Genomic DNA, 18,354 nt, shown 5'->3' with positions numbered 1-18,354 from the left:
TCGCTCAAGAGCGTTTTTTCTTGTGTGGCGATTCGGGTGCTGCTAGATTCTAGGTGTCTAATCTAAGAATTGCGCTTTGCGCAGCAGCCCTCGAAGCTCCGGTTTCGGGGGTTTTGTTTGTTTGCCTTCCTCCTTTCTGCTCGTCCTCAGTTCTTTTTCTTGGCGTTTACAGCTGTAAACTCAGCGTGTGAGCGCTTAATGATTTCAGCCATGTTTTCGTCCAACCAGCTAGCGAAGCCAGCGTTAGCTCCGGTCCTTTTGACCGAAACAGTTAGTGATCCGTTGGTAGATTTGATTGTAACGCCTTCGATTGGGTTGAGTTCGGCTGCACCTTCTCTTTGTCTTGCACCGCGTTTGGCAGCTGCTTTTAGGAGCATTTCCAGCCGATCATCTGACGACATCGATGGCTCAATGGTTGCAAGAAGATTTGCAGCTTCATCTTCCGCTAGCTTGCCTGCAACGAAGTGCTCTGCAAGCACGGTCCATTTTGGGCGGCCTGATTTTGGGGCTGCGCCGATCATGTCACCAATCTTTGCAGGAACATGTTGCGTAATTTTTGTCAGGTGAGACAGCCCTGATTTCGAAACGTTCAATACTTGCCGCACCGTTGCCGTGTCATGCCCGGAAGTCAGGATCGCCTCGGCGAAACGTGCTTTCTCGTAGAAGGAAAGATTGCGCCTCGCAGCATTCTCAAGCCCTTTGGCGAGAAGCGCTGAAGCATCGTCGATATCCTGAACATTGGCGCGGACTTTAATACCAAGTTCACGACAGGCTTTGAGCCTCCTCCGTCCATAAATTGCCTCGTATCGACCGTCGGATTTCGATCTTCTGACAAGAATGGGAACTTGTTGGCCACCGTCTTGTATACTCGACATCAAGCTTTCAAAACTATCGTCTTCTTCGTCAATGTTTACAGCTGTAAACTCACCGAGCCTATCGGCAGGCCCCCAGTCGTCGATCAGAGCAGGGTCAATTTCCCTGATTGCGGCAAGAGAGCCCTGAAGCGCACCAAGAGCAGGGGCATTGGGTTTTGGAGTTTTATCGATGGCCTTGGGGCCAGAGCGCGCGATGGTGTTTGCGATCCCCGACATCTCCTGAAGCGACTTTCTAGCCATTAGCTGCGTCCCCATGCTTGATGGATCATTTGCTCTACCTCAGAGCCGATCGCATCCATTGAGTTCTTTGCCCGATCATAAGTTGCGCGTGTCATTTCTGACCGCACGACTTCGTAAATTGATTGTTTGAGCATTGTGGCGTCACTGACCGCGGTGCTTTTGAGGGCTGTGGCTGACATAACGCGATCCTGAAACAGTGCCCGCATGAACGAAGCCAGTTGTTGAGACGGTACGTCTGTTGGCTCGTCACGCGTTATCAGGAATTTGAAGTTGTCGTATTCGAGCGTAGCGCCGGCATCTTCAATGACTGCCATGTAAGCACCAGCGAGTTCGAGAAATTGAGCCGTCGAAGACACGTCCAGCATCGAAGGTGTAAGTGGCACAAGCAATGAACTGGCGGCCGCCATCCCAGCAATTGTCAAGAATCCTAGCTGAGGTGGGCTATCAATCAGAACAAGGTCAAAATCTCCTTCCACCTGGGCCAGGGCATTCCGTATTCTTGTAAAGAACGGATGGTCTGGGTTGGAGTGAACGGCAGATTCTGTCTCAAATTCGGAAAGAACAAGCCGTGACGGAGCCACAGAGAGACCGGGGAAGTACGTCGGAAGCACGACGTCCGCCATATCTACCGGATCTTCATATCGAATAGCATCGTAAATCGTCAGCCCGTCAAACTCTATTTCGGGGCTTATGCCGCACATGGATGTAAGAGAGCCTTGAGGATCCAGATCAACAGCCAGCACACGGTAACCGCGAAGCGCAAAATAGTGAGCCAAGTGAATTGTTGTGGTGCTCTTACTGCTGCCGCCTTTGAAGTTCATCAACTGCCAGACTTGGAGCTTTTCTCCTTCAGTCCGGCGAGGGACATAGCGCCCTTTTTTGCGTGAGGTTTTCTCAAGCGTTTCGCGAGCCTCCCAAAGTTCTTGGGCAGTATAGTAACGCCTACCGCTGCGTACGTCATTCGGTTCAGGAATCGTTCCCTCTGCGTGGACTTTGCGCATGAATTGACCTGAGACTCCTAAGAGTTCAGCAGCTTCTGGCGCTGCAAAATTTCGCAGTGATTTGGTGTTGTCGGGGGCAAATGCAGCAAGTAGATGTTCCCGGATAGCCGAGTTTAATCTCTCAGATATTTCCGTGGCGAGTGCCGATGGTCTTTCTGCCGCAAGTGGTGTCACGGGAATCATGTAGTTGCCTCAAATTAAAGAATGTGGTCATTTTTGCGCCACTTGAGATAAACAGCCGTGATTCATAGCACTAAGTCAAGGATTTTCGCCTATATTGTAGGTTTTCCAACGCGGAGGACTACATACGCTTTGCATCAGAGCAGGGTGGTTTACAGTTGTAAACTCGGTTGAGCGGGATCATGGGTTCTTTCAGTCGATGAAGTTCTAACGTAGGCATGCGAAGGCATTCCTGTAAAACTCCTCCCTATGCTCCGCTTTGAGTAGAACGCCTCTAGCATGGAGTTGGAGTGAAGGCCGAACGGCTTTTGGCGCAAATTGCGCAATTGGGAAGGGCAGGGAGCTAGTTGAGCTGATTGGTCAAATTCTCTCACCAACAATTTCGTTATCGAGTTTTCTGCGATACCAACTTCGTAACAATACTTCTGCGCCAGTACGGGAGTACGATGCGGTGAGAATGGCATGGCGATCTGGGTCAGATACACCGAGCTCAGCCCGTGCGCAGAGGAAAACACGCGAACATTCCGGCTAGAGTCAGCCGCTCGCCAATTGCCCAAGAAATGGCATACCGTGAGGGCGGGGTTTCGGGAATTGTGCGCCTGTAAGTTGCGACGGAACACGGAACTGTCCTCGATCCAGTGCAGCTGTGCTTGCGCGGCGCGGCTTTTGACGCAAGTCTCTACCGTCATTGGATTCATATGGGATCACAGACATGATCCGTGTGTTCACGTCCCATTAGCGTCCATAAAACCAGCTTGCTCGAATTAGTGATTTTGGGCTCCTCAATCGTTGAACAGACGGTCTCGTTGGCATATATTGCCAAAAAGGAGGCTTACGCCATGGTAACCCGCAATGTTGTACTTACAGAATCGCAGGATCAACTGGTGCAGAATCTGGTTGCGTCCGGTCGATATCAGAACGCCAGTGAAGCGTTGCGCGCCGGCCTTCGGCTTTTGGAGCGGGAAGAAGCGGGGCTGGAGTCTCTCAAACAAGGCTTGCAGGAGGGTGTAGCGCAGGCTCAGGCCGGAGATTTGGCAGAAGGCAGGGGTTCGGATGCGATCCGTCGTGCCTTTGCAAGGGCACGAGCCAAGGCGTGACCAGACCCTTTCGACTGACACGCCGCGCTGAATCCAGCCTGGTGGAAATTGCCCGATGGACCATCGACAAGTTTGGATCGCATCAAGCCGATCTTTATGAACAAGAACTAATAGCGCGCTGTCAGGCCATCACAGAGGGCAGGGTGGCCAGCCGAAGTTGTTCTATATTGGTCGAAGAGGCGGCGGATCTCAGATATGTGCGCGCAGGAGAGCATTTCCTGGTTTATCTGGATCAGCCGGACGCGGTGATCATTGTTGATATCCTGCATTCCCGTTGCGATCTGCCGCGACATGTTTCCGCGCTGGCCACGTTAACAGATGCGACAGGAAACAAGACATAGGCACAGCAGCCGGAGTTTCCCTCAAGCGGGGATTATTAAATAGTCAGTAACTACTCACCCCAGTAGATCAGTCGCCGGGTTATCCGCGATGTCCACATCGTCGTAGTATTTCTGCGCCTGGGCCATGGAGCGATGCAGGGAGAGGCGCATCGCGGCCTGGATCGGGGCGCCGTCCAGCGCGGCCTGGGTCAGGAAGCCCGAGCGCAGCCCATGGGGGGAAGCGAACCCGTCCGGCAGGCCCGCCAGTTTCGCCCGACGCTTGACGATCTGCGCGATGGCATCCGGGCTGAGGCGGCGGGTTAACACCCGATCGGCTTTTGAAACAGGCCGGAACAAGGGGCCGTCCTGAATCTCACCCACCTCGATCCAATGGGCCAGCGCTTGGGCTGCGCGGCCTTTCAACACCAGCCGCGGCGTTTCACCTTTGGTTGTCGTCTTGGTCTCCAGCAGTGAAATCCAAACCAGGCTTTTCTCGTCGAACTCCTTCAGCGAGACGTCTTCAAACATCAACCCGGTGATCTCCGAGCGCCGTCTACCACCCGAAGCCCAACCCAGCATCAAGATGGCGCGGTCGCGGCAATCCCGCCGGGACCCCCGACAAGTGGACAGCAACTGCTCGAGCACATCGCGGGTAATCGGTTGCTGCGATTTTGGGGCAGGGGGCCGGGCGGCGGCGCGGCGCGCCTTGGCACGGGCCTGCTTCACCTGCGGCGCATCAAAAGGGCTGGTCAGGTTCTTCATTCGATGAAAGGCCAGCCAGGAGGCGATGCGCCGGTCCAGCGTAGAAGGGGCCGGGCAGGCGAGGGACTTGCGTAGCCCTTGCGCGATCAACATCTCGGCACTCTGACGCGCGACATCCTCGGGCGCGGCATCTCCCAGATCGCGGGCGTGATCGAGAATGAAGGCCAGCGCTGTGGCCTCGCTCTCGGGCCAGTCCAACGGCACTCCGAACCGTGCTGCCTTCCAGGCCGTTACATAGAGCAAATCGCGCTCATAGGCCCTGAGCGTGTTGGCGGGTGTGCCGCGGACATAGAGATCGGTCAGGGCGTCCTGGTCAGACTGCGACAGGGCAGGGGAGGGGGCGGGGAGATAGGGCTCAGGGGTGCTCATACGGCCCACTCTGCGCCCATTTTCCCGCAAAATCAATTATACTTGATAAGGGATACTTATCGAGTGTAACTTGAAACTGATAGCGCAACAAAAGTAACGAGCAAAAGTAACAGATTTTGCGCGTAAAGTAGGTAGAGGGCTTGCGGAATAATAAAATCGGAGGTTCTGTCGCAGGTCTGTAAACCAATTGGCATCGACATTGCGCTGGAACCGTTGGCAAACTAAATGAAATGAACAGATATTTTGCCACTGAATTGCCTTTCTGGAAGTTTGCCAGAAACACGCTGATCGTCAGTTGCCTTGCGTTGTTTCCGCTGTTGGCCATCTTCGTTTTGCGCACGCCGGGCTTTGCGACGCACCTCCTGAACAGTGGTCCCGCGTTTGTTCGGTTTTTGCGTCAGGTGGTGACGAATGGGTTGCCGGTCGTTTTCCTTTTAAATTATCTCAGCTTTTTTCTTTTCGCCGTTGGGGTAAGGGCGCGGGGCAGGGGGGCCATCCCGGCCCGGTATCTGCTAATTGACCTGCTGCTACGGGCCGTCCTGTTCATCGCGCTGCACGCGCTGATCTACGCGCTTTCGGCAGACTGGTTCGGGTCTTTCGGCGGTGATCCCGTAGTGGCGTTGCGGGTAGTCGGTCCGACGCTGGTACGCTCCGCCTACTTCGAGAACATCTCAGGCGTTTACCTGTACGCCACGCTGGTCGGAGCGCTGCCGCTATACCTATCCGTCGTTCAGAGCCAGATCGCCCACGGTACTGGATTTGCAGCCCAACTGGCACGTCGCGTACCTGGGCGCGGCGGACCTGTGACATTGGCCCTGCTACTGATGGCGGTGTCAGTGGTCGTTCTGACCACCGCGGCGGCGCTGATTGTCCGTTTACAGTCGGTTTGGGGCTGAAGGGTCAGAACGCCCTGCGTATCGCGAAGGAGACTGCGTAATCGCGTTCAAGCTGGGGCCCATCCAGATCTTGATACACAGGGATCACGCCCTCGATACCCAGGCGCGTGCCCGCCAAAACGCCCGACCCCGGCACAAGGTAATTCACTCCGATTCCGATACTCAGAAACTGGCCGCCGCGCAGGGTCGGATCAGCGGTGGGCACCATGCCTGGGTTCAGGCGCGCATCCGACCCGTCAATGTTTTCCACGATGTCGCCGACCACCCGCAACGAGGAGCTGAACTGGTCATTCCAGCGCCGTGCACCCCAAACTGTTGCTGAATAGACGTCACCCAAGGTGTAACCGGCATCATTCTCACCCATCCGGATCACGGCGGCCAGCTGGGCGCCCCAAGACCAATCCGCGTTCTGGCCCGTATAGGTGACGCCCGGCAGCAGGTCGTAGGTGCCTGAACCCAGTTGCATGGGGTAGGGCAGCAGCTGGTCCGGCCCAGCTGGCGTGGTGTCGGTCTCGTCTATCGAGCCAGTCGGCAGACTGAGGCCAAGAGATAGTTCCAGCACCTGCCCGTCGGATTTGTAGATATCATATCCGCCGATGATCTTCAGATCGCCAAACCCCTGTGCCCTGGTCTTAAAGGTCTGGCCCATGCGGGTCTGGTGCTTCATCGTCTTGCGGGTATAGGGCAGCATCGCCATCACCGAGATCTCGTCGGTCACACCGTACATCAGGCCGACCATCGCCATGTTCATGCTCATGCTGAGCGGCGCGATCGGATACTGCGACAGAACGTTCGAGGTAGACAGCGACTGCGTTCCGGTACGATTTCCGTCCATCTCCATGTTCATGTAAGAGAACACAGGCATCAAAACACCCTCGGGTGGATGCATACCGCCAACGACACCCGTTGGCGGCACCGCGTCGGGGCGCATCATCCTGGACATGCTTCCCATACCTGACATGTTGCTGGAGGCTTGCGGGTTCATCGCCACGTTGTCAGCCGGACGGGTTTCCGGTTGGGCCATGGCAGTTGACCCAAGGCTCAGCCCCCCAGCCAGTATTACAGCCTGGAGGCGTTGCCAGACGCACGTAATCTTGCTGTTGCTCCGTGTCATGATGCCCTCGTGTTCGTTTGTTTCCTGAGTCCCTGCCCTGAAAACAAAGTGTTCGGTACGTCCATCGGTGAAGTCGAAATGGTGGGGGTCTCCAGCGCTGGAAGGTCAAGGCCGCCGGCCAGATTTGCGCTCGTCAAGCATGCATCAGCCGAAGGGGGTGCGGCAATAATGCGCTTGACCCTCCAGCGCTGGATTGTCGGACAAGGCCGCAAAACCGGAAATCCGGAGGGATTGGAATGATACCGGAAATCGGGCAGTTCGCCCTGGCGCTTGCCCTGGCCGTGTCCTTGGTGCAAAGCGTATTTCCCTTGATTGGAGCAGCACGGAACAATGTCATGTGGATGCGATCGGCATCTGCGACCTCGGTCCTACTGACAGCGCTGGTTGCTATCGCCTTCGCCGCTCTGATGTGGTCCTTCGTGGTCAGCGATTTCACTGTGCTAAATGTGGCCAGCAATTCTCATTCGCTGAAACCGATGCTTTTCAAGGTGGCTGCGACCTGGGGTAGCCACGAAGGGTCGCTGCTGTTGTGGATTCTGATATTGGTGATTTTCGGGCTGGGTGTGTCTCTGTTGGCTCGGAACATCCCACTGAAACTCAAGGCGCGCACTCTGGCAGTGCAGGCCTGGATCAGCGCGGGGTTCCTGTCATTCATGCTGTTCACCTCGAACCCGTTTGACCGGGTGTTTCCGGCACCGCTGGATGGTCAGGATTTAAATCCGCTGTTGCAGGATGTCGGCCTGGCTATGCACCCGCCGTTCCTATACCTGGGTTACGTCGGCTTCTCTATCGTATTTTCTTTCGCCGTGGCTGCCCTGATTGAGGGGCGGGTCGATCCGGCATGGGCGCGGTGGGTCCGACCCTGGACATTGGCGGCCTGGGTGTTTCTGACACTTGGTATCGTTCTGGGCAGCTGGTGGGCCTATTACGAACTGGGTTGGGGCGGCTGGTGGTTCTGGGATCCGGTCGAGAATGTCTCGTTTATGCCCTGGCTTGCTGGCACAGCGCTGTTCCATTCGGCCATTGTGACCGAAAAGCGCGGCAGCTTCAAAAGTTGGACGATCCTACTGGCCGTTTTGACCTTCTCGTTGTCCTTGTTGGGGACATTCATTGTCCGCTCAGGCTTGCTTACATCGGTCCATGCGTTTTCGGTCGATCCCGAACGCGGCATTTACATCTTGGCGCTGTTGGCTGTCGCGATCGGTGGTTCATTGACGCTGTTTGCCATACGCGCACCGGAGATGGAGGGCGGCGGTCTTTTTGCCCCGATCAGCCGCGAGGCCGGTTTGCTTATTAACAACCTGCTGCTGGCCACCGCAACGGCGACGGTTCTATTCGGTACGCTTTATCCGCTTTTGCTTGAGGCTGTGACAGGTGAAAAGATTTCGGTTGGACCACCTTATTACAACGCCAGTTTCGTGCCGATCATGCTGGTTCTAGTCGTTGTAATGGGGATTGGGCCGCTGTTGTCATGGAAGCGGGCGGATTTGCGCGGTGTTCTGTCCCGGCTCAAATGGGTGGCCGGGGTTAGCCTGCTCGTAGCGTTGCTTGTGTGGTATCTGGATACCGGCGGCCCAGCCTTGGCGGTAGTGTCGATCGGCCTTGCGGTTTGGTTGCTGGGCGCTGTGCTGACAGAGTGGGCCAGCCGAATTAAGCTGGGTGAGGCACCGTTGGCCGAGTCCCTGCGTCGGGCCCGCAGCCTACCGCGTTCTCATTACGGCATGGTCGTGGCCCATGCGGGGTTGGCTGTCTGTATGATCGGCTTTATCGGGTCCAGCGCTTGGAAATCCGAGGTCGTGACTTTTGCCGAGCCCGGAACACAGATTGAGATAGCAGGGTTCGACGTGCGTTTTGACGGTGTGGAACAGCTTCGCGGTCCGAACTATCTGTCTCGCGCGGCCACACTGACGGTATTTCGCGATGGCGCTTATGTCACCACGCTTCAACCCGAGCGCAGGGCCTATCTCGTGGCGGGTACCAGTACGACCGAGTCAGCAATTCGAACGACGTTGGCAGGGGACCTTTACGCCTCAATATCGGAACCGGCGGCGGAATCAGAACAGAGCAAATGGACCCTGCGTATCTTGTATGAGCCATTGGTGGTCTGGATCTGGATAGGTTCAGGATTGTTAGCATTTGGTGGTGTCTTGTCACTCTCCGATCGGCGTCTACGCGTCGGTGCACCACGAAAACGGACTGGGCAGAGCTCCGTTGCGGTGGCGGCGGAGTAGGGCAATGAAACGTCTATTTGCACTGTTCCCAATTACGATTGCCGGCATCCTGGGTGCCTTCCTGCTATGGGGACTGAATCCCGATCGCGATCCAAACGAAATCCCGTCTGTTTTGATCTCGCAGCCGGTGCCTGAGTTCGACTTGCCGCCGGTCGAAGGGCTGGATACCCACGGGCTGTCCAGTACCGATCTGGTGGAAAATGACGGGTCAGCTCCGATCGTGGTCAACGTGTTTGCGTCCTGGTGCGTGCCCTGCCGGGCCGAACATGCGGTGCTGACGCGTATGGTACGCGATGAGGGCATTCGCCTGATGGGCATTAACTACAAAGACAAGCCGCAGGACGCGCGGAAATGGCTCGACGATCTGGGCAACCCTTATGAGCGCATCGGTTCCGACCTGGACGGCCGAGCCGGGATCGAATGGGGGATTTCCGGCGTGCCGGAGACCTTTGTGATTGATGGCGCGGGCAAGGTCGTATTCCGTTTTGTCGGCCCGGTGCTGGGCGACGAGGCAATTTCAAAGATGCGCACCGCGCTGGATCAGGCGCGGGCGGCCGGAGGAGAGGCGTCATGATACGTCGCATTGTAATTACCGCGGTCACTCTGGCGATGCTGGTGTCGCAGCCGGCATTCGCGGTTGAGCCCGACGAGATACTTGCAGATCCGGTATTGGAAGAGCGGGCCCGGGCGATTTCGAAACAGGTGCGATGCGTGGTGTGCCAGAACCAAGACATCGACAGTTCTAACGCTGGCGTGGCGCGCGACCTTCGTCTGCTTGTGCGCGAACGGCTGGTGGCAGGCGACACGGACCAGCAGGTTATGGACTTTCTGGTTGCGCGTTATGGCGACTATGTTCTGTTCAACCCGCCATGGAAGCCATCAACTTACATTCTGTGGGTTGCGCCTATCGTCATCCTGGGGCTGGGTGGTATCGCGACTGCAGCGGTATTGACCCAAAATGCGCGCCGATATCGGAAGTCGCGAAAACAAGAGACGGAACGCGGCGCGAGCGAAGAACGGAATCCCGAAAACCATTCACTCACGGAGCCGCACGCATGATCTGGATTATCTTTTCATTCATGGCCGTGGCGGTGTTTCTGACGCTCGCCCTCTCCGGCCTGGGGCGCAAGACCTCGGACTTGTCGAGACGCGAAAGCGCCTCTGCCATCTTTTCCGACCAGATCGGCGAAGTGGAGAAGGACCTGGAACGAGGAATTATCTCAGCCGAAGAGGCCAAGGCCGCCAGAGCCGAGATAGAACGTCGCCTGAAGGCGATTGACCGGCAATCGGACGACAAAGCGATAATGGGCCATTCCGGGCGTGCGCTGATTTTACTTGCCGCGCTGGTAGTTCCAGCGCTCGGAGCCGGTCTTTATTGGCAACTGGGTAGTCCCTACATCCCCAGCCAGCCATTTGCCCAACGCGAGGGGGAGCAGGCCGAAGCCCGTGAAATCGCCGACCTTGCCGTGCGCCTGAAGTCGCGGCTTGAGGCGGATGAAACCGGCGGGCCAACCGAGGGATGGGTGTTGTTGGCTCAGACCTATATGCGTATGGGACGCTTTGGAGATGCCGCAGACGCGTTCGAGGGGTTGCTGGACCGACCCAATGCGAATTCAGCGCTGGTGTCGCAATATGGCGAGGCGTTGGTCTATGCCGATGACGGTGTCGTTACGCCCAAGGCCGATCGGGCGTTTGAACGAGCCTTGGAACTGGACCCATCGAACCCAGCAGCGACATTCTACAAAGCCATTGGTCTGGAGCAGGCTGGATCGCCTGATAAGGCCTATGACCTACTGAAGACGCGGATGGACGCCGAAGAGGAGTTCCGGCCATGGATGGAGAGTTTTGTGGCCCAGCTTAACCGCATCGCCCCGTCGATCGGACGGGCTCCGGTGAATCTGGCGGCTTTTGCCCCTTCCATGCCCGGCCCAACTGCCGATCAGGTGGCGGCGGCCGAGGAGATGTCAGACGAAGACCGGCAGGCCTTCATCCGCTCGATGGTCGAACGGCTTGCGAGCCGGATGCAGGAAAACCCAGGCGATCTGGACGGCTGGATGCGGCTGGGCAACGCCTATTCGGTGCTGGGCGAGACCGACGGCGCCCGGAACGCCTATGGCAGGGCAAGGGATCTGGCGGATGACCTGCCGCAGGGGGATCCGCGCAAGGTGGCAATCGACCGGGCATTGCTGGAACTGGGGGGTTGATTCCCGCAGCCCGGCGTGGATCGGGCCGGCGCCGACTTCGCGCTGATGCCCAGTGAGCCATCTGGAAAATTCCGGTTTAGGCTATCGCATGCCGATCTTTAGGAGGTTGAGACCATGAAAGTTGAAACGTTTTCTGATCTAATTGTCTGGACGCGGGAAATGCATCATTGGCTCGCCGAATGTTTGGCCCACTGTTCGACACAGTCAGAGCAGGAGCTGGCCAGGATGTTGCTTACCTACCTCGCCGATCATGAGGCTGCTCTGGAGAAAATCGTCGATGGTTTCGTGAAACGAGCCGATCCCAAAGCGCTCAACACCTGGGTATATGACTATTTGGGCAATGAGCCGATCGACCCACATCGCGCCTGCGACAGGCCGTTCGCACAGATGAGCGTCGATGAGATCTGCGAAGCGGTCTTCGATCTTCACAATCAGGTGATCGACTTATATCGGTATTTGCACGGGCGTGCCGAGATACCCGAGGCACGCGAACTCTTTCAGGCGATACTGGATATGGAAGAGCACGAGACCATGCGTTTAGCGCAGCAGAGCAACCGCGTCCGGGATATGTGAACTCCGGGGTCAGGATCCGCTTTCCACGGCTCCGCCCGCAATCGGCGCGGCCTGTTCCATCGCGTCGAGAATGGCGTTCGTGGTCAAGATCTCTGGCAGGGCGATGCCTTCGGGGGCCGACGGGCCGTAGACGATGTTGAAGGGGATCCCGAACCGTCCATTGTCCTCAAGGAAACGGGCGATCACATCGTCGGGGCGGGTCCAGTCGGCCTGCATCGGAATTGCTTTGTCCGATTGCAGTGTTGCCAGAACCTCGCCGCGTTCCAGCACCAGCGCTTTGTTGGCCTTGCAGGTCAGACACCAGTCGGCTGTGACATCGACGAAAACCACCTCGCCGCGCGACACAAGGCGGGCGATTTCGGGGCGGCTGAAGGTAATCCAAGGGATCTCTCCGGCTGGTTCAAGCAGCCTGGACCGGTCTTTGCCGGCAATCGCAACCGGTGCGGCAAACGCTGCGGTCAGCGTCAGCAACAGGGCTGTCCAGCGCAAAACGGGTGGCATCATCGTACTTTTCCAGATCAACAGGACCAGAACAGTTGCAGCCAGCACGGTAGCAGTTGCAGCAGTGTCTCCGGCCACCCCGACCATCACCCAGACCAACCAGCCGATCGTGGTCAGCAGTGCCGCCGACAGGGCCCATTTTAATCCCACCATCCAACGCCCCGGTTTAGGCAGAGCGGCGGTAAGTTTCGGGTGCACTGCAACCAGCAGGTAAGGAATGGCCAGCCCGACCCCCATTGCGGTGAAGATCGCCACGATATCCACCGGTCGGCCGGTCAGGGCAAAGGCCACCGCCGTGCCGAGGAAGGGGGCCGAGCAGGGCGTCGCCAGAACTGCTGAGAAGGCTCCGGTCAGGAAATCCCCGACCAGCGACACGCGGCCCTTTTCGACATGGGCAAGCCGGGTGTTCAGCGACTGCGGCAGCGTGATCTCGAACAAGCCCGCGAGGCTGGTTGCAAAAACCGCCAGCACCACGATCATCACCGCAAGGAAAAGCGGATTCTGGAACTGGATGCCCCAGCCGACGGAATAGCCCAGCGACCGCGCCGCAATGGTGATAGCCGCCAACAGCCACATGAATGTCAGGATTCCGGCTGCCGAAGCCAGGAACCCGGCGCGAATCTGAGCCGCAGAGCGGTCGCGAGCCTTTACCGCCGAGGAAAGCTTGATCGAAAGCACTGGCAGTACGCAGGGCATGACATTCAGAATCAACCCGCCGCCCACCGCCAGCAAAATGATCCAGACCAGCGCGCTGGCTGAAGTTTCGGCGGCCGCGATCTCATATGGTGGCGGGGTAGGGGGAGCGTCGGTACGGGGCGAAAACTCGGCCACGCGGTTGGTGTCGGTAACCGTGACGGACAAGGCGGGGGGGTCCTGTGCCAGAGCGAGGACCGGGAACTGCACCCATAGCTGACGCCTGTCGCCAGCGAGCCGGATGTCGGGTGCACCAAACGCGGTGTCACGTCCCATGTCGGGAAAGACATCAGGCGCATCAAAGGGCAGGTCGCTGGTGAAATTCAGCGTCAGCATCTCGGACTCGGTATCCAGGGTCGCGGCGTCGGACTTCATTCCGCTTGTGTTTCCCGTGGTTGGCACCCGCGACAGAAAGGCATTTATAAGCCGGGCCGAGTCCTGATCCCGACCCGTTCCCTGAGTCAGCGACAAGTCCAGCGAAAACTCGACCGGCACACAGATATCGGAACAGATCAGCGTTGTCACAGCGGCCTTCAAGTCAACTGGCGCTCCGGGGTTCTCGAGTGTGACGGTCAGCGGAAAGACCACTTCGTCCTTGTACCCGAAATTCTCGATCCCGAAGGCGCGAAAACGGATCGGCGCGGGCCAGTGAAACTGTACGTCGCTGACGTTTTGCGAGCCGTTCCAAGTGATCTTGGGCGGAATTCCCACCTCACCAGGCGACTTCCAGTAGGTTTTCCAATCTTCGCCCAGTTTCAGATGCAGTCCTGCAGTGATCGTCTTGACGTCAGGCGCGATCCCGTCCTGCGCGGTAATTATGTGTGCGACCAGGGGCTCTGATTCATACGCTTGGGATGTAGCTGCAAGGCTTGTCCCGGCGGAAGTCTGGCCAAAGATTAACCCCAAGATCATAATACATAAATTTAGGAGTGTTCTTGCCATTGCGCGTTGCCATCGGTTGTTTTGCACCCGTCTCTGCCAGATTCCAGCGCTGGAGGGTCAACGAGCCGGAATGTCACATCCCCACGATCAGCTCACGAAACCTTCGCGCCCGTCTTCGCAGATGAAATAGGCCCCGCCATCCGCGCCCTCCCATTGAACCCGGCAACCTTGGGGCAGGGCGTATTCAGGCTGCGGCGGTTGCAGCGGGCATAGTTTAGGGCGTGGTGCGCAAGCCGCCAGCGAAAGAGCGGCCAGCGACATGGCGGCCAACCTTGAGCACCAAAGCTTCATGATTGAAGATTATTGCCGGTGTACTGGGTTCGGTCCGACCGCGGCGTCTGTTGCCTTTGGTCTTTCCGATTCAGATTTGTTCGAATGACAGGATTTTTCCATCGCCTTGTGCATAAAGAAATGGGCTCCGAGGCACAGGATCAACGGTGCGAAAAGACCCAAGGAGTCAGAAAGCCCACCAACCGTCCCGCCGGCGATCAAGTAGAGAGCGATCGGCGTTATCATGGCAATGCAACATACCATCATGCCCCATTTCATTATCTTGCCGCCGCTAACCGGTACTGACGCCTGCGGCGCGTTTGCAGTCTGTTTTTCTTTCACATTCAACTCCAAAATTTGGATTGGAGACCTCTGCTAACGCCTTCCCACGATGGAAGGTCAAGCTGTTTTGGCGCGAAGCGAATTTGACGCTGTCAAACCAGTCCAGCATTTGCTTGGGCCTTACTTGGTGCATAGACACGGCCGGAACAGGGAAGTTTTTAGGGGTATGAACAGCAGGCATTGTCGTCCCGACGCCTGGTGAAGTTTCAGGTTAAACACGAAGCTGCCTAGGTCACTTTAAGCCTTGAAAACTCGCGGGTGGGTCGAAGCGATATCGAACGAATAATTGAATGGACAAATCTTCCCCCGTCGCGGATTGTCTAATCCCCTGGGTACTAACTCCAGACACCAACCAGCCAATAGGAGCGCTATCAATGCTGACCAGACGACATTTTGTTGCAGCCTCGCTCGCCATTTTCTCTCAGCCGGTTTTTGGAGTGACGTCGGCGGCGGCCTCGCAATGGTCGGAGTGGGATGCGCAAGTAACTCCAGCCAATTTTGATCCCGCAACATCCAATCCCTGGGGTTTACACCCACGTTTCCTGCCTCAGCGTGTGCAAACCAATCGACCACTTACTCCGGGTGACATTCATGTCGACGCGGTGGCACGATATCTGTATTTCATCGAAGACGGTGGCACAGCAATGCGTTACGGCGTAGCCATTGCCCGAGGCAATCTTTACGAGCCCGGAGTCTACACGATCAAGCGAAAGGCCAAATGGCCGCGTTGGACTCCTACAGCCGAAATGATTGAGCGCGACCCTGATGAATATGCGCAATTCGCAGATGGTGTGCCCGGTGGGCCGACAAACCCATTGGGATCAAGGGCGTTTTATCTGTTCGAAGGTGGTCGCGACACATACCTGCGAATTCACGGAACGCCTTATCCAAGATCTATCGGAGGTCGCGCAAGTTCTGGCTGCGTAAGGATGGCGATGCCACATATCATCGGGCTTTATGATCGTGTCAGGCCAGGGTCCACGGCTCATCTCTACCCTCCCGAGCGGCTTCTGACCGCGACCAGCTGACAGGCGCTTGTCAGGCGCGCGTACAGATTGGGCGCCCTTCAATAGTCCTAAGTGGTAGGTAGGTTGTTTCAACTGGCCCAACATAGCGATACCAATAGCAACCGTCCTCAGGCATGATTTTCACTGCGTTCAGGTCCTGGCCCGGAGCAGCAATCTGGGCTACGGCGTCAGGAACTTGGGAAAGCGTTCCGGGCTCGCTATCTGCAGATATTGACGTTGTTTCGGTACAAGCGCCGATGAACAAAAGTGCGGCCAGTGCTTGGAAAGCTTTCCTGAAGGACATGGTGTTTAGTCCACTGTGATTGTCATTTGTAGTGCCTGCTACCCTCGCATCGACGGGTGATCACATCAATTCACCAAGAACTAAGCAATTGTTAGCGTTGCTTTTTTGTGTTCGGTTGATTCAAGAAAGTCAGGTTTTGCTTAAAGCAGCCTGGAGTTACGTCCAAGAAAAATTGCTTTTCCACAATGACTTGATGATTTGGGTCCGCCTTCTAAGGAAATATCCCTGCGCCAACGGCAACGACAATTCAGACGAGACATCCCATATGAAATGTCATTTGCGTGTTGACCTTCCAGCGCAGGAACCGGGCATACGAGTTATTTGAGTCGGAAAAAAAGAATAAACTTTGGGATGGCAGGCATGAAACGGAGCAAAGAAGGAAAGGTTGTTACGCGACGTGGAGTGATTGCCGCGTTTGCTGCGACGACGCTTTTTCCAGCACCGGCCGTTTGGGCCCAATCAACGGCAACTGAGGGGACGCGCCGCAATGTTTCCTCATTCCGCGTTGCTAAATGGCAGGACCACTTTGATACGCTTAAGAATGGTGTGATCCTGTCCGATACACAGTCCAAGGTCCTGCAATATTGGTCGGAAGACGAAAGCGTCTACCGAATGTATCCAACCAGCGTACCGCTGACGGAAGACCTTACAAGGCTGGGCTACACCACAGTTACTCGCAAGGTCGAAGGGCCGTCTTGGCGACCGACACCAGCAATGAAAAAGCGCAACCCCGCTTGGCCCGATTATGTGGGCCCGGGTCCGGAGAATCCTCTGGGGACACATGCACTTTATTTGAGCTGGCAATACTACCGGATCCACGGCACCAACGACACGCGCAAGATCGGGAGAAGATCCTCCAACGGCTGCATTGGCTTGTACAACGAGCAGATTGCGGAATTGTTCGAACTGGCCACTGTGGGCACTCAGGTAAAACTGATCTGACCTTGGTCAGGCCGATTTTTTTTGCGCGCGTTGAACCTAAGAACTGACAATCATGTGAAGAACAGAGATGGATAAACTTACACTCTTGATCGGCGGAGTAGTGATCGCAGGCGCCGCCGCGTTCGTCTACAACTTAAATCAGCAACCAACAGGTCACTCGATGACGCCGCCCGATACGTCAGCACTGGAGCAAGGAGACCCAATCGAAAACGTCACTCTGCCGGACCAGCTAAGCGAATTTGCGGCCGTCGGCAAAGTGGCATTCGACGCCAAATGCTCGGCGTGCCATGGCGCGAATGCAACAGGTCTGGAAGGCCTTGCACCACCTTTGGTGCATAAAATCTATGAACCAAGCCACCATTCGGACGAGTCATTTTATGTGGCAGTCCAGAATGGAGTTCGGGCACACCATTGGAAGTTCGGCAATATGCCGCCGGTCGATGGCTTGACCCGTGCGGATGTGAAGGGCATCGTGGCGTATATCAGAGAGCTGCAGCAGGAAAACGGGATTTTCTGAAGGTGACGAGCCGAATGGGCAGTGCAATTCGTTACATCATACTGTCAATGGTGCTGACCATTGGCGGGCTGCTTGTGACGGCCGATTCTGCTCATGCACATGGCAGTGGTTCTCAGCACGTGATTGACCAAACGGACTCCGCGGACGTTGAGCATGTCAAGCAGGGTCATCCCGGACATTGTCATGGCGGAACGATTTGCAACGCTGTTGGTCTATTTTCGATGGGTCCACCACCGCCTGGCCCCCAAGATACTGAACAAAGATACTCGATCCCTCGAGCCCAATACCGGGTTCTCGGTATCGCGGCGTTTGACCCACCACCGCCGCGTGTCCTGATCTGACCAGTCGAATTGCGCTCAACCTGGGCGCGTCGAAGCAGACGACAAGGACAAAACAATGAACATTCTGAAAATGACCACAGGCGTTGCCCTGGTTTCTCTGTTTGCAGCCGCCGCCCTGGCGCATGGTGGCGCAACCGGCATCGTCAAAGAACGCATGGATGGTATGTCCGCGATGAAGGACAGCATGAAGATCCTTACGCCGATGATGCAGGGGAAAACGCCCTACAATGCGCAAACGGTACGAAGCGAGGCCAAGAAAATCGGGCGTCACGCTGGCGAGAGCATGACAAAGCTGTTTCCAGAGGGATCTGATGGCAAACCCTCGGAGGCCAAATCGGAGATCTGGCAGGATTGGGGTTCATTTGCAGAGTTAGCCAGGCAGTTGGAATCCTACTCTGAAGGCCTTGTGCTTGCGGCGGACAACGGGTTGATGATGTCCGGGTCGGGCCATGGTTCGGGCATGATGGGCGGCGCATCCATGATGGGTGGCGGTTCTATGATGGGTGCCGGAATGATGGGCGGCAGTCCAAACCAGGCACAACTTTCTGAAATGCCGGCAGATGGTGTGTTCATGATGCTGAGCCAGACATGCTCGGCGTGTCACACGCAATTTCGGTCGGAATAGGAATGCGT

20 protein-coding genes are annotated in these 18,354 nt (G+C 56.6%); 13 read left to right on the top strand and 7 right to left on the bottom strand.

Annotated features, from left to right (window positions below; all coding sequences use genetic code 11):
* Positions 1-146 precede the first annotated feature (146 nt).
* Positions 147-1,115: a plasmid partitioning protein RepB gene (gene repB / locus ACR3FB_RS23690; RefSeq protein ID WP_170417850.1), complete on the bottom strand. Its 969-nt coding sequence runs from the start codon at positions 1,113-1,115 to the stop codon at positions 147-149.
* A complete protein-coding gene (repA, locus tag ACR3FB_RS23685; protein WP_170417853.1) occupies positions 1,115-2,299 on the bottom strand; it encodes a plasmid partitioning protein RepA in 1,185 nt (394 codons plus the stop codon). The genes repB and repA overlap by 1 nt, the downstream gene beginning before the upstream one ends.
* Before the next feature lie 836 nt (positions 2,300-3,135).
* Between repA and ACR3FB_RS23680 the strand changes: the two genes are divergently transcribed.
* Together ACR3FB_RS23680 and ACR3FB_RS23675 are read left to right on the top strand one after the other, a co-directional pair.
* Positions 3,136-3,393: a type II toxin-antitoxin system ParD family antitoxin gene (locus tag ACR3FB_RS23680; RefSeq protein WP_170417856.1), complete on the top strand. Its 258-nt coding sequence runs from the start codon at positions 3,136-3,138 to the stop codon at positions 3,391-3,393.
* On the top strand, positions 3,390-3,734 hold the full coding sequence (locus ACR3FB_RS23675) for a type II toxin-antitoxin system RelE/ParE family toxin (RefSeq protein ID WP_170417859.1): 345 nt from the start codon (positions 3,390-3,392) through the stop codon (positions 3,732-3,734). The genes ACR3FB_RS23680 and ACR3FB_RS23675 overlap by 4 nt, the downstream gene beginning before the upstream one ends.
* A 54-nt stretch (positions 3,735-3,788) precedes the next feature.
* Here the strand turns inward: ACR3FB_RS23675 and ACR3FB_RS23670 are convergent, their stop codons facing one another.
* A complete protein-coding gene (locus ACR3FB_RS23670) occupies positions 3,789-4,844 on the bottom strand; it encodes a tyrosine-type recombinase/integrase (RefSeq protein ID WP_170417862.1) in 1,056 nt (351 codons plus the stop codon).
* A gap of 230 nt (positions 4,845-5,074) precedes the next feature.
* On the opposite strand from ACR3FB_RS23670, the gene ACR3FB_RS23665 reads away from it, so the two are divergent.
* A complete protein-coding gene (locus ACR3FB_RS23665) occupies positions 5,075-5,740 on the top strand; it encodes a hypothetical protein (protein ID WP_050605729.1) in 666 nt (221 codons plus the stop codon).
* 4 nt (positions 5,741-5,744) lie between these two features.
* Here the strand turns inward: ACR3FB_RS23665 and ACR3FB_RS23660 are convergent, their stop codons facing one another.
* Positions 5,745-6,764, bottom strand: a complete 1,020-nt coding sequence (locus ACR3FB_RS23660) for a transporter (RefSeq protein WP_170775027.1) — start codon at positions 6,762-6,764, stop codon at positions 5,745-5,747.
* 326 nt (positions 6,765-7,090) lie between these two features.
* Here ACR3FB_RS23660 and ACR3FB_RS23655 point away from each other — a divergent pair, with 326 nt between their 5' ends.
* The 5 genes from ACR3FB_RS23655 to ACR3FB_RS23635 all read left to right on the top strand — a co-directional run bounded on the left by ACR3FB_RS23655 (position 7,091) and on the right by ACR3FB_RS23635 (position 11,862).
* Entirely contained in the window at positions 7,091-9,085 is a 1,995-nt protein-coding gene (locus tag ACR3FB_RS23655) for a heme lyase CcmF/NrfE family subunit (protein ID WP_170417870.1), read from the top strand.
* 4 nt (positions 9,086-9,089) lie between these two features.
* On the top strand, positions 9,090-9,659 hold the full coding sequence (locus ACR3FB_RS23650) for a DsbE family thiol:disulfide interchange protein (protein ID WP_170417873.1): 570 nt from the start codon (positions 9,090-9,092) through the stop codon (positions 9,657-9,659).
* Entirely contained in the window at positions 9,656-10,144 is a 489-nt protein-coding gene (locus tag ACR3FB_RS23645; RefSeq protein WP_170417876.1) for a cytochrome c-type biogenesis protein, read from the top strand. Before ACR3FB_RS23650 ends, ACR3FB_RS23645 begins: the two co-directional genes overlap by 4 nt.
* Positions 10,141-11,289 (top strand): c-type cytochrome biogenesis protein CcmI, encoded by a 1,149-nt coding sequence (ccmI, locus tag ACR3FB_RS23640; protein WP_170417878.1) that lies wholly within the window; start codon positions 10,141-10,143, stop codon positions 11,287-11,289. The genes ACR3FB_RS23645 and ccmI overlap by 4 nt, the downstream gene beginning before the upstream one ends.
* 114 nt (positions 11,290-11,403) lie before the next feature.
* Complete coding sequence (locus ACR3FB_RS23635; protein WP_170417881.1) at positions 11,404-11,862, top strand: ATPase; 459 nt, start codon at positions 11,404-11,406, stop codon at positions 11,860-11,862.
* A gap of 9 nt (positions 11,863-11,871) precedes the next feature.
* On the opposite strand, the gene ACR3FB_RS23630 is transcribed toward ACR3FB_RS23635, so the two are convergent.
* The 3 genes from ACR3FB_RS23630 to ACR3FB_RS23620 form a co-directional block, all read right to left on the bottom strand.
* The gene (locus tag ACR3FB_RS23630; protein ID WP_170418009.1) at positions 11,872-13,968 is read right to left on the bottom strand and encodes a protein-disulfide reductase DsbD family protein; all 2,097 of its coding nucleotides are present in this window, start codon (positions 13,966-13,968) and stop codon (positions 11,872-11,874) included.
* 117 nt (positions 13,969-14,085) lie between these two features.
* Positions 14,086-14,259 carry a hypothetical protein gene (locus tag ACR3FB_RS23625; RefSeq protein ID WP_170417885.1) on the bottom strand — a complete coding sequence of 58 codons (174 nt, stop codon included), beginning with the start codon at positions 14,257-14,259 and terminating at the stop codon, positions 14,086-14,088.
* Between the two features lie 39 nt (positions 14,260-14,298).
* A complete protein-coding gene (locus tag ACR3FB_RS23620; protein WP_255612174.1) occupies positions 14,299-14,610 on the bottom strand; it encodes a DUF2933 domain-containing protein in 312 nt (103 codons plus the stop codon).
* 374 nt (positions 14,611-14,984) lie between these two features.
* Between ACR3FB_RS23620 and ACR3FB_RS23615 the strand changes: the two genes are divergently transcribed.
* The 5 genes from ACR3FB_RS23615 to ACR3FB_RS23595 all read left to right on the top strand — a co-directional run bounded on the left by ACR3FB_RS23615 (position 14,985) and on the right by ACR3FB_RS23595 (position 18,346).
* Positions 14,985-15,638, top strand: coding sequence for a L,D-transpeptidase (locus ACR3FB_RS23615; protein WP_050605720.1), 654 nt, complete (start codon positions 14,985-14,987; stop codon positions 15,636-15,638).
* A 634-nt stretch (positions 15,639-16,272) separates the two neighbouring features.
* A complete protein-coding gene (locus tag ACR3FB_RS23610; protein ID WP_170417888.1) occupies positions 16,273-16,863 on the top strand; it encodes a L,D-transpeptidase in 591 nt (196 codons plus the stop codon).
* 67 nt (positions 16,864-16,930) lie between these two features.
* Positions 16,931-17,380 (top strand): c-type cytochrome, encoded by a 450-nt coding sequence (locus ACR3FB_RS23605; RefSeq protein WP_170417891.1) that lies wholly within the window; start codon positions 16,931-16,933, stop codon positions 17,378-17,380.
* 183 nt (positions 17,381-17,563) lie between these two features.
* Positions 17,564-17,716, top strand: a complete 153-nt coding sequence (locus ACR3FB_RS23600) for a hypothetical protein (RefSeq protein WP_170746572.1) — start codon at positions 17,564-17,566, stop codon at positions 17,714-17,716.
* Between the two features lie 60 nt (positions 17,717-17,776).
* On the top strand, positions 17,777-18,346 hold the full coding sequence (locus tag ACR3FB_RS23595) for a c-type cytochrome (RefSeq protein WP_170417895.1): 570 nt from the start codon (positions 17,777-17,779) through the stop codon (positions 18,344-18,346).
* Positions 18,347-18,354: the final 8 nt, after the last annotated feature.

Source organism: Ruegeria sp. AO1 (assembly GCF_056535985.1).
The sequence above is the reverse complement of the archived record's forward strand: the minus strand, read 5'-3'. Positions and strand labels throughout refer to the sequence as shown.

Excerpts from the sequence above, each read along its gene's own strand:
- repB (WP_170417850.1), bottom strand. The coding sequence starts at position 1,115 with ATGGCTAGAAAGTCGCTTCAGGAGATGTCGGGGATCGCAAACACCATC.
- repA (WP_170417853.1), bottom strand. The coding sequence starts at position 2,299 with ATGATTCCCGTGACACCACTTGCGGCAGAAAGACCATCGGCACTCGCC.
- ACR3FB_RS23680 (WP_170417856.1), top strand. The coding sequence starts at position 3,136 with ATGGTAACCCGCAATGTTGTACTTACAGAATCGCAGGATCAACTGGTG.
- ACR3FB_RS23670 (WP_170417862.1), bottom strand. The coding sequence starts at position 4,844 with ATGAGCACCCCTGAGCCCTATCTCCCCGCCCCCTCCCCTGCCCTGTCG.
- ACR3FB_RS23665 (WP_050605729.1), top strand. The coding sequence starts at position 5,075 with ATGAACAGATATTTTGCCACTGAATTGCCTTTCTGGAAGTTTGCCAGA.
- ACR3FB_RS23660 (WP_170775027.1), bottom strand. The coding sequence starts at position 6,764 with ATGGCCCAACCGGAAACCCGTCCGGCTGACAACGTGGCGATGAACCCG.
- ACR3FB_RS23655 (WP_170417870.1), top strand. The coding sequence starts at position 7,091 with ATGATACCGGAAATCGGGCAGTTCGCCCTGGCGCTTGCCCTGGCCGTG.
- ACR3FB_RS23650 (WP_170417873.1), top strand. The coding sequence starts at position 9,090 with ATGAAACGTCTATTTGCACTGTTCCCAATTACGATTGCCGGCATCCTG.
- ACR3FB_RS23645 (WP_170417876.1), top strand. The coding sequence starts at position 9,656 with ATGATACGTCGCATTGTAATTACCGCGGTCACTCTGGCGATGCTGGTG.
- ccmI (WP_170417878.1), top strand. The coding sequence starts at position 10,141 with ATGATCTGGATTATCTTTTCATTCATGGCCGTGGCGGTGTTTCTGACG.
- ACR3FB_RS23635 (WP_170417881.1), top strand. The coding sequence starts at position 11,404 with ATGAAAGTTGAAACGTTTTCTGATCTAATTGTCTGGACGCGGGAAATG.
- ACR3FB_RS23630 (WP_170418009.1), bottom strand. The coding sequence starts at position 13,968 with ATGATCTTGGGGTTAATCTTTGGCCAGACTTCCGCCGGGACAAGCCTT.
- ACR3FB_RS23625 (WP_170417885.1), bottom strand. The coding sequence starts at position 14,259 with ATGTCGCTGGCCGCTCTTTCGCTGGCGGCTTGCGCACCACGCCCTAAA.
- ACR3FB_RS23615 (WP_050605720.1), top strand. The coding sequence starts at position 14,985 with ATGCTGACCAGACGACATTTTGTTGCAGCCTCGCTCGCCATTTTCTCT.
- ACR3FB_RS23610 (WP_170417888.1), top strand. The coding sequence starts at position 16,273 with ATGGCAGGCATGAAACGGAGCAAAGAAGGAAAGGTTGTTACGCGACGT.
- ACR3FB_RS23605 (WP_170417891.1), top strand. The coding sequence starts at position 16,931 with ATGGATAAACTTACACTCTTGATCGGCGGAGTAGTGATCGCAGGCGCC.
- ACR3FB_RS23600 (WP_170746572.1), top strand. The coding sequence starts at position 17,564 with ATGGCGGAACGATTTGCAACGCTGTTGGTCTATTTTCGATGGGTCCAC.
- ACR3FB_RS23595 (WP_170417895.1), top strand. The coding sequence starts at position 17,777 with ATGAACATTCTGAAAATGACCACAGGCGTTGCCCTGGTTTCTCTGTTT.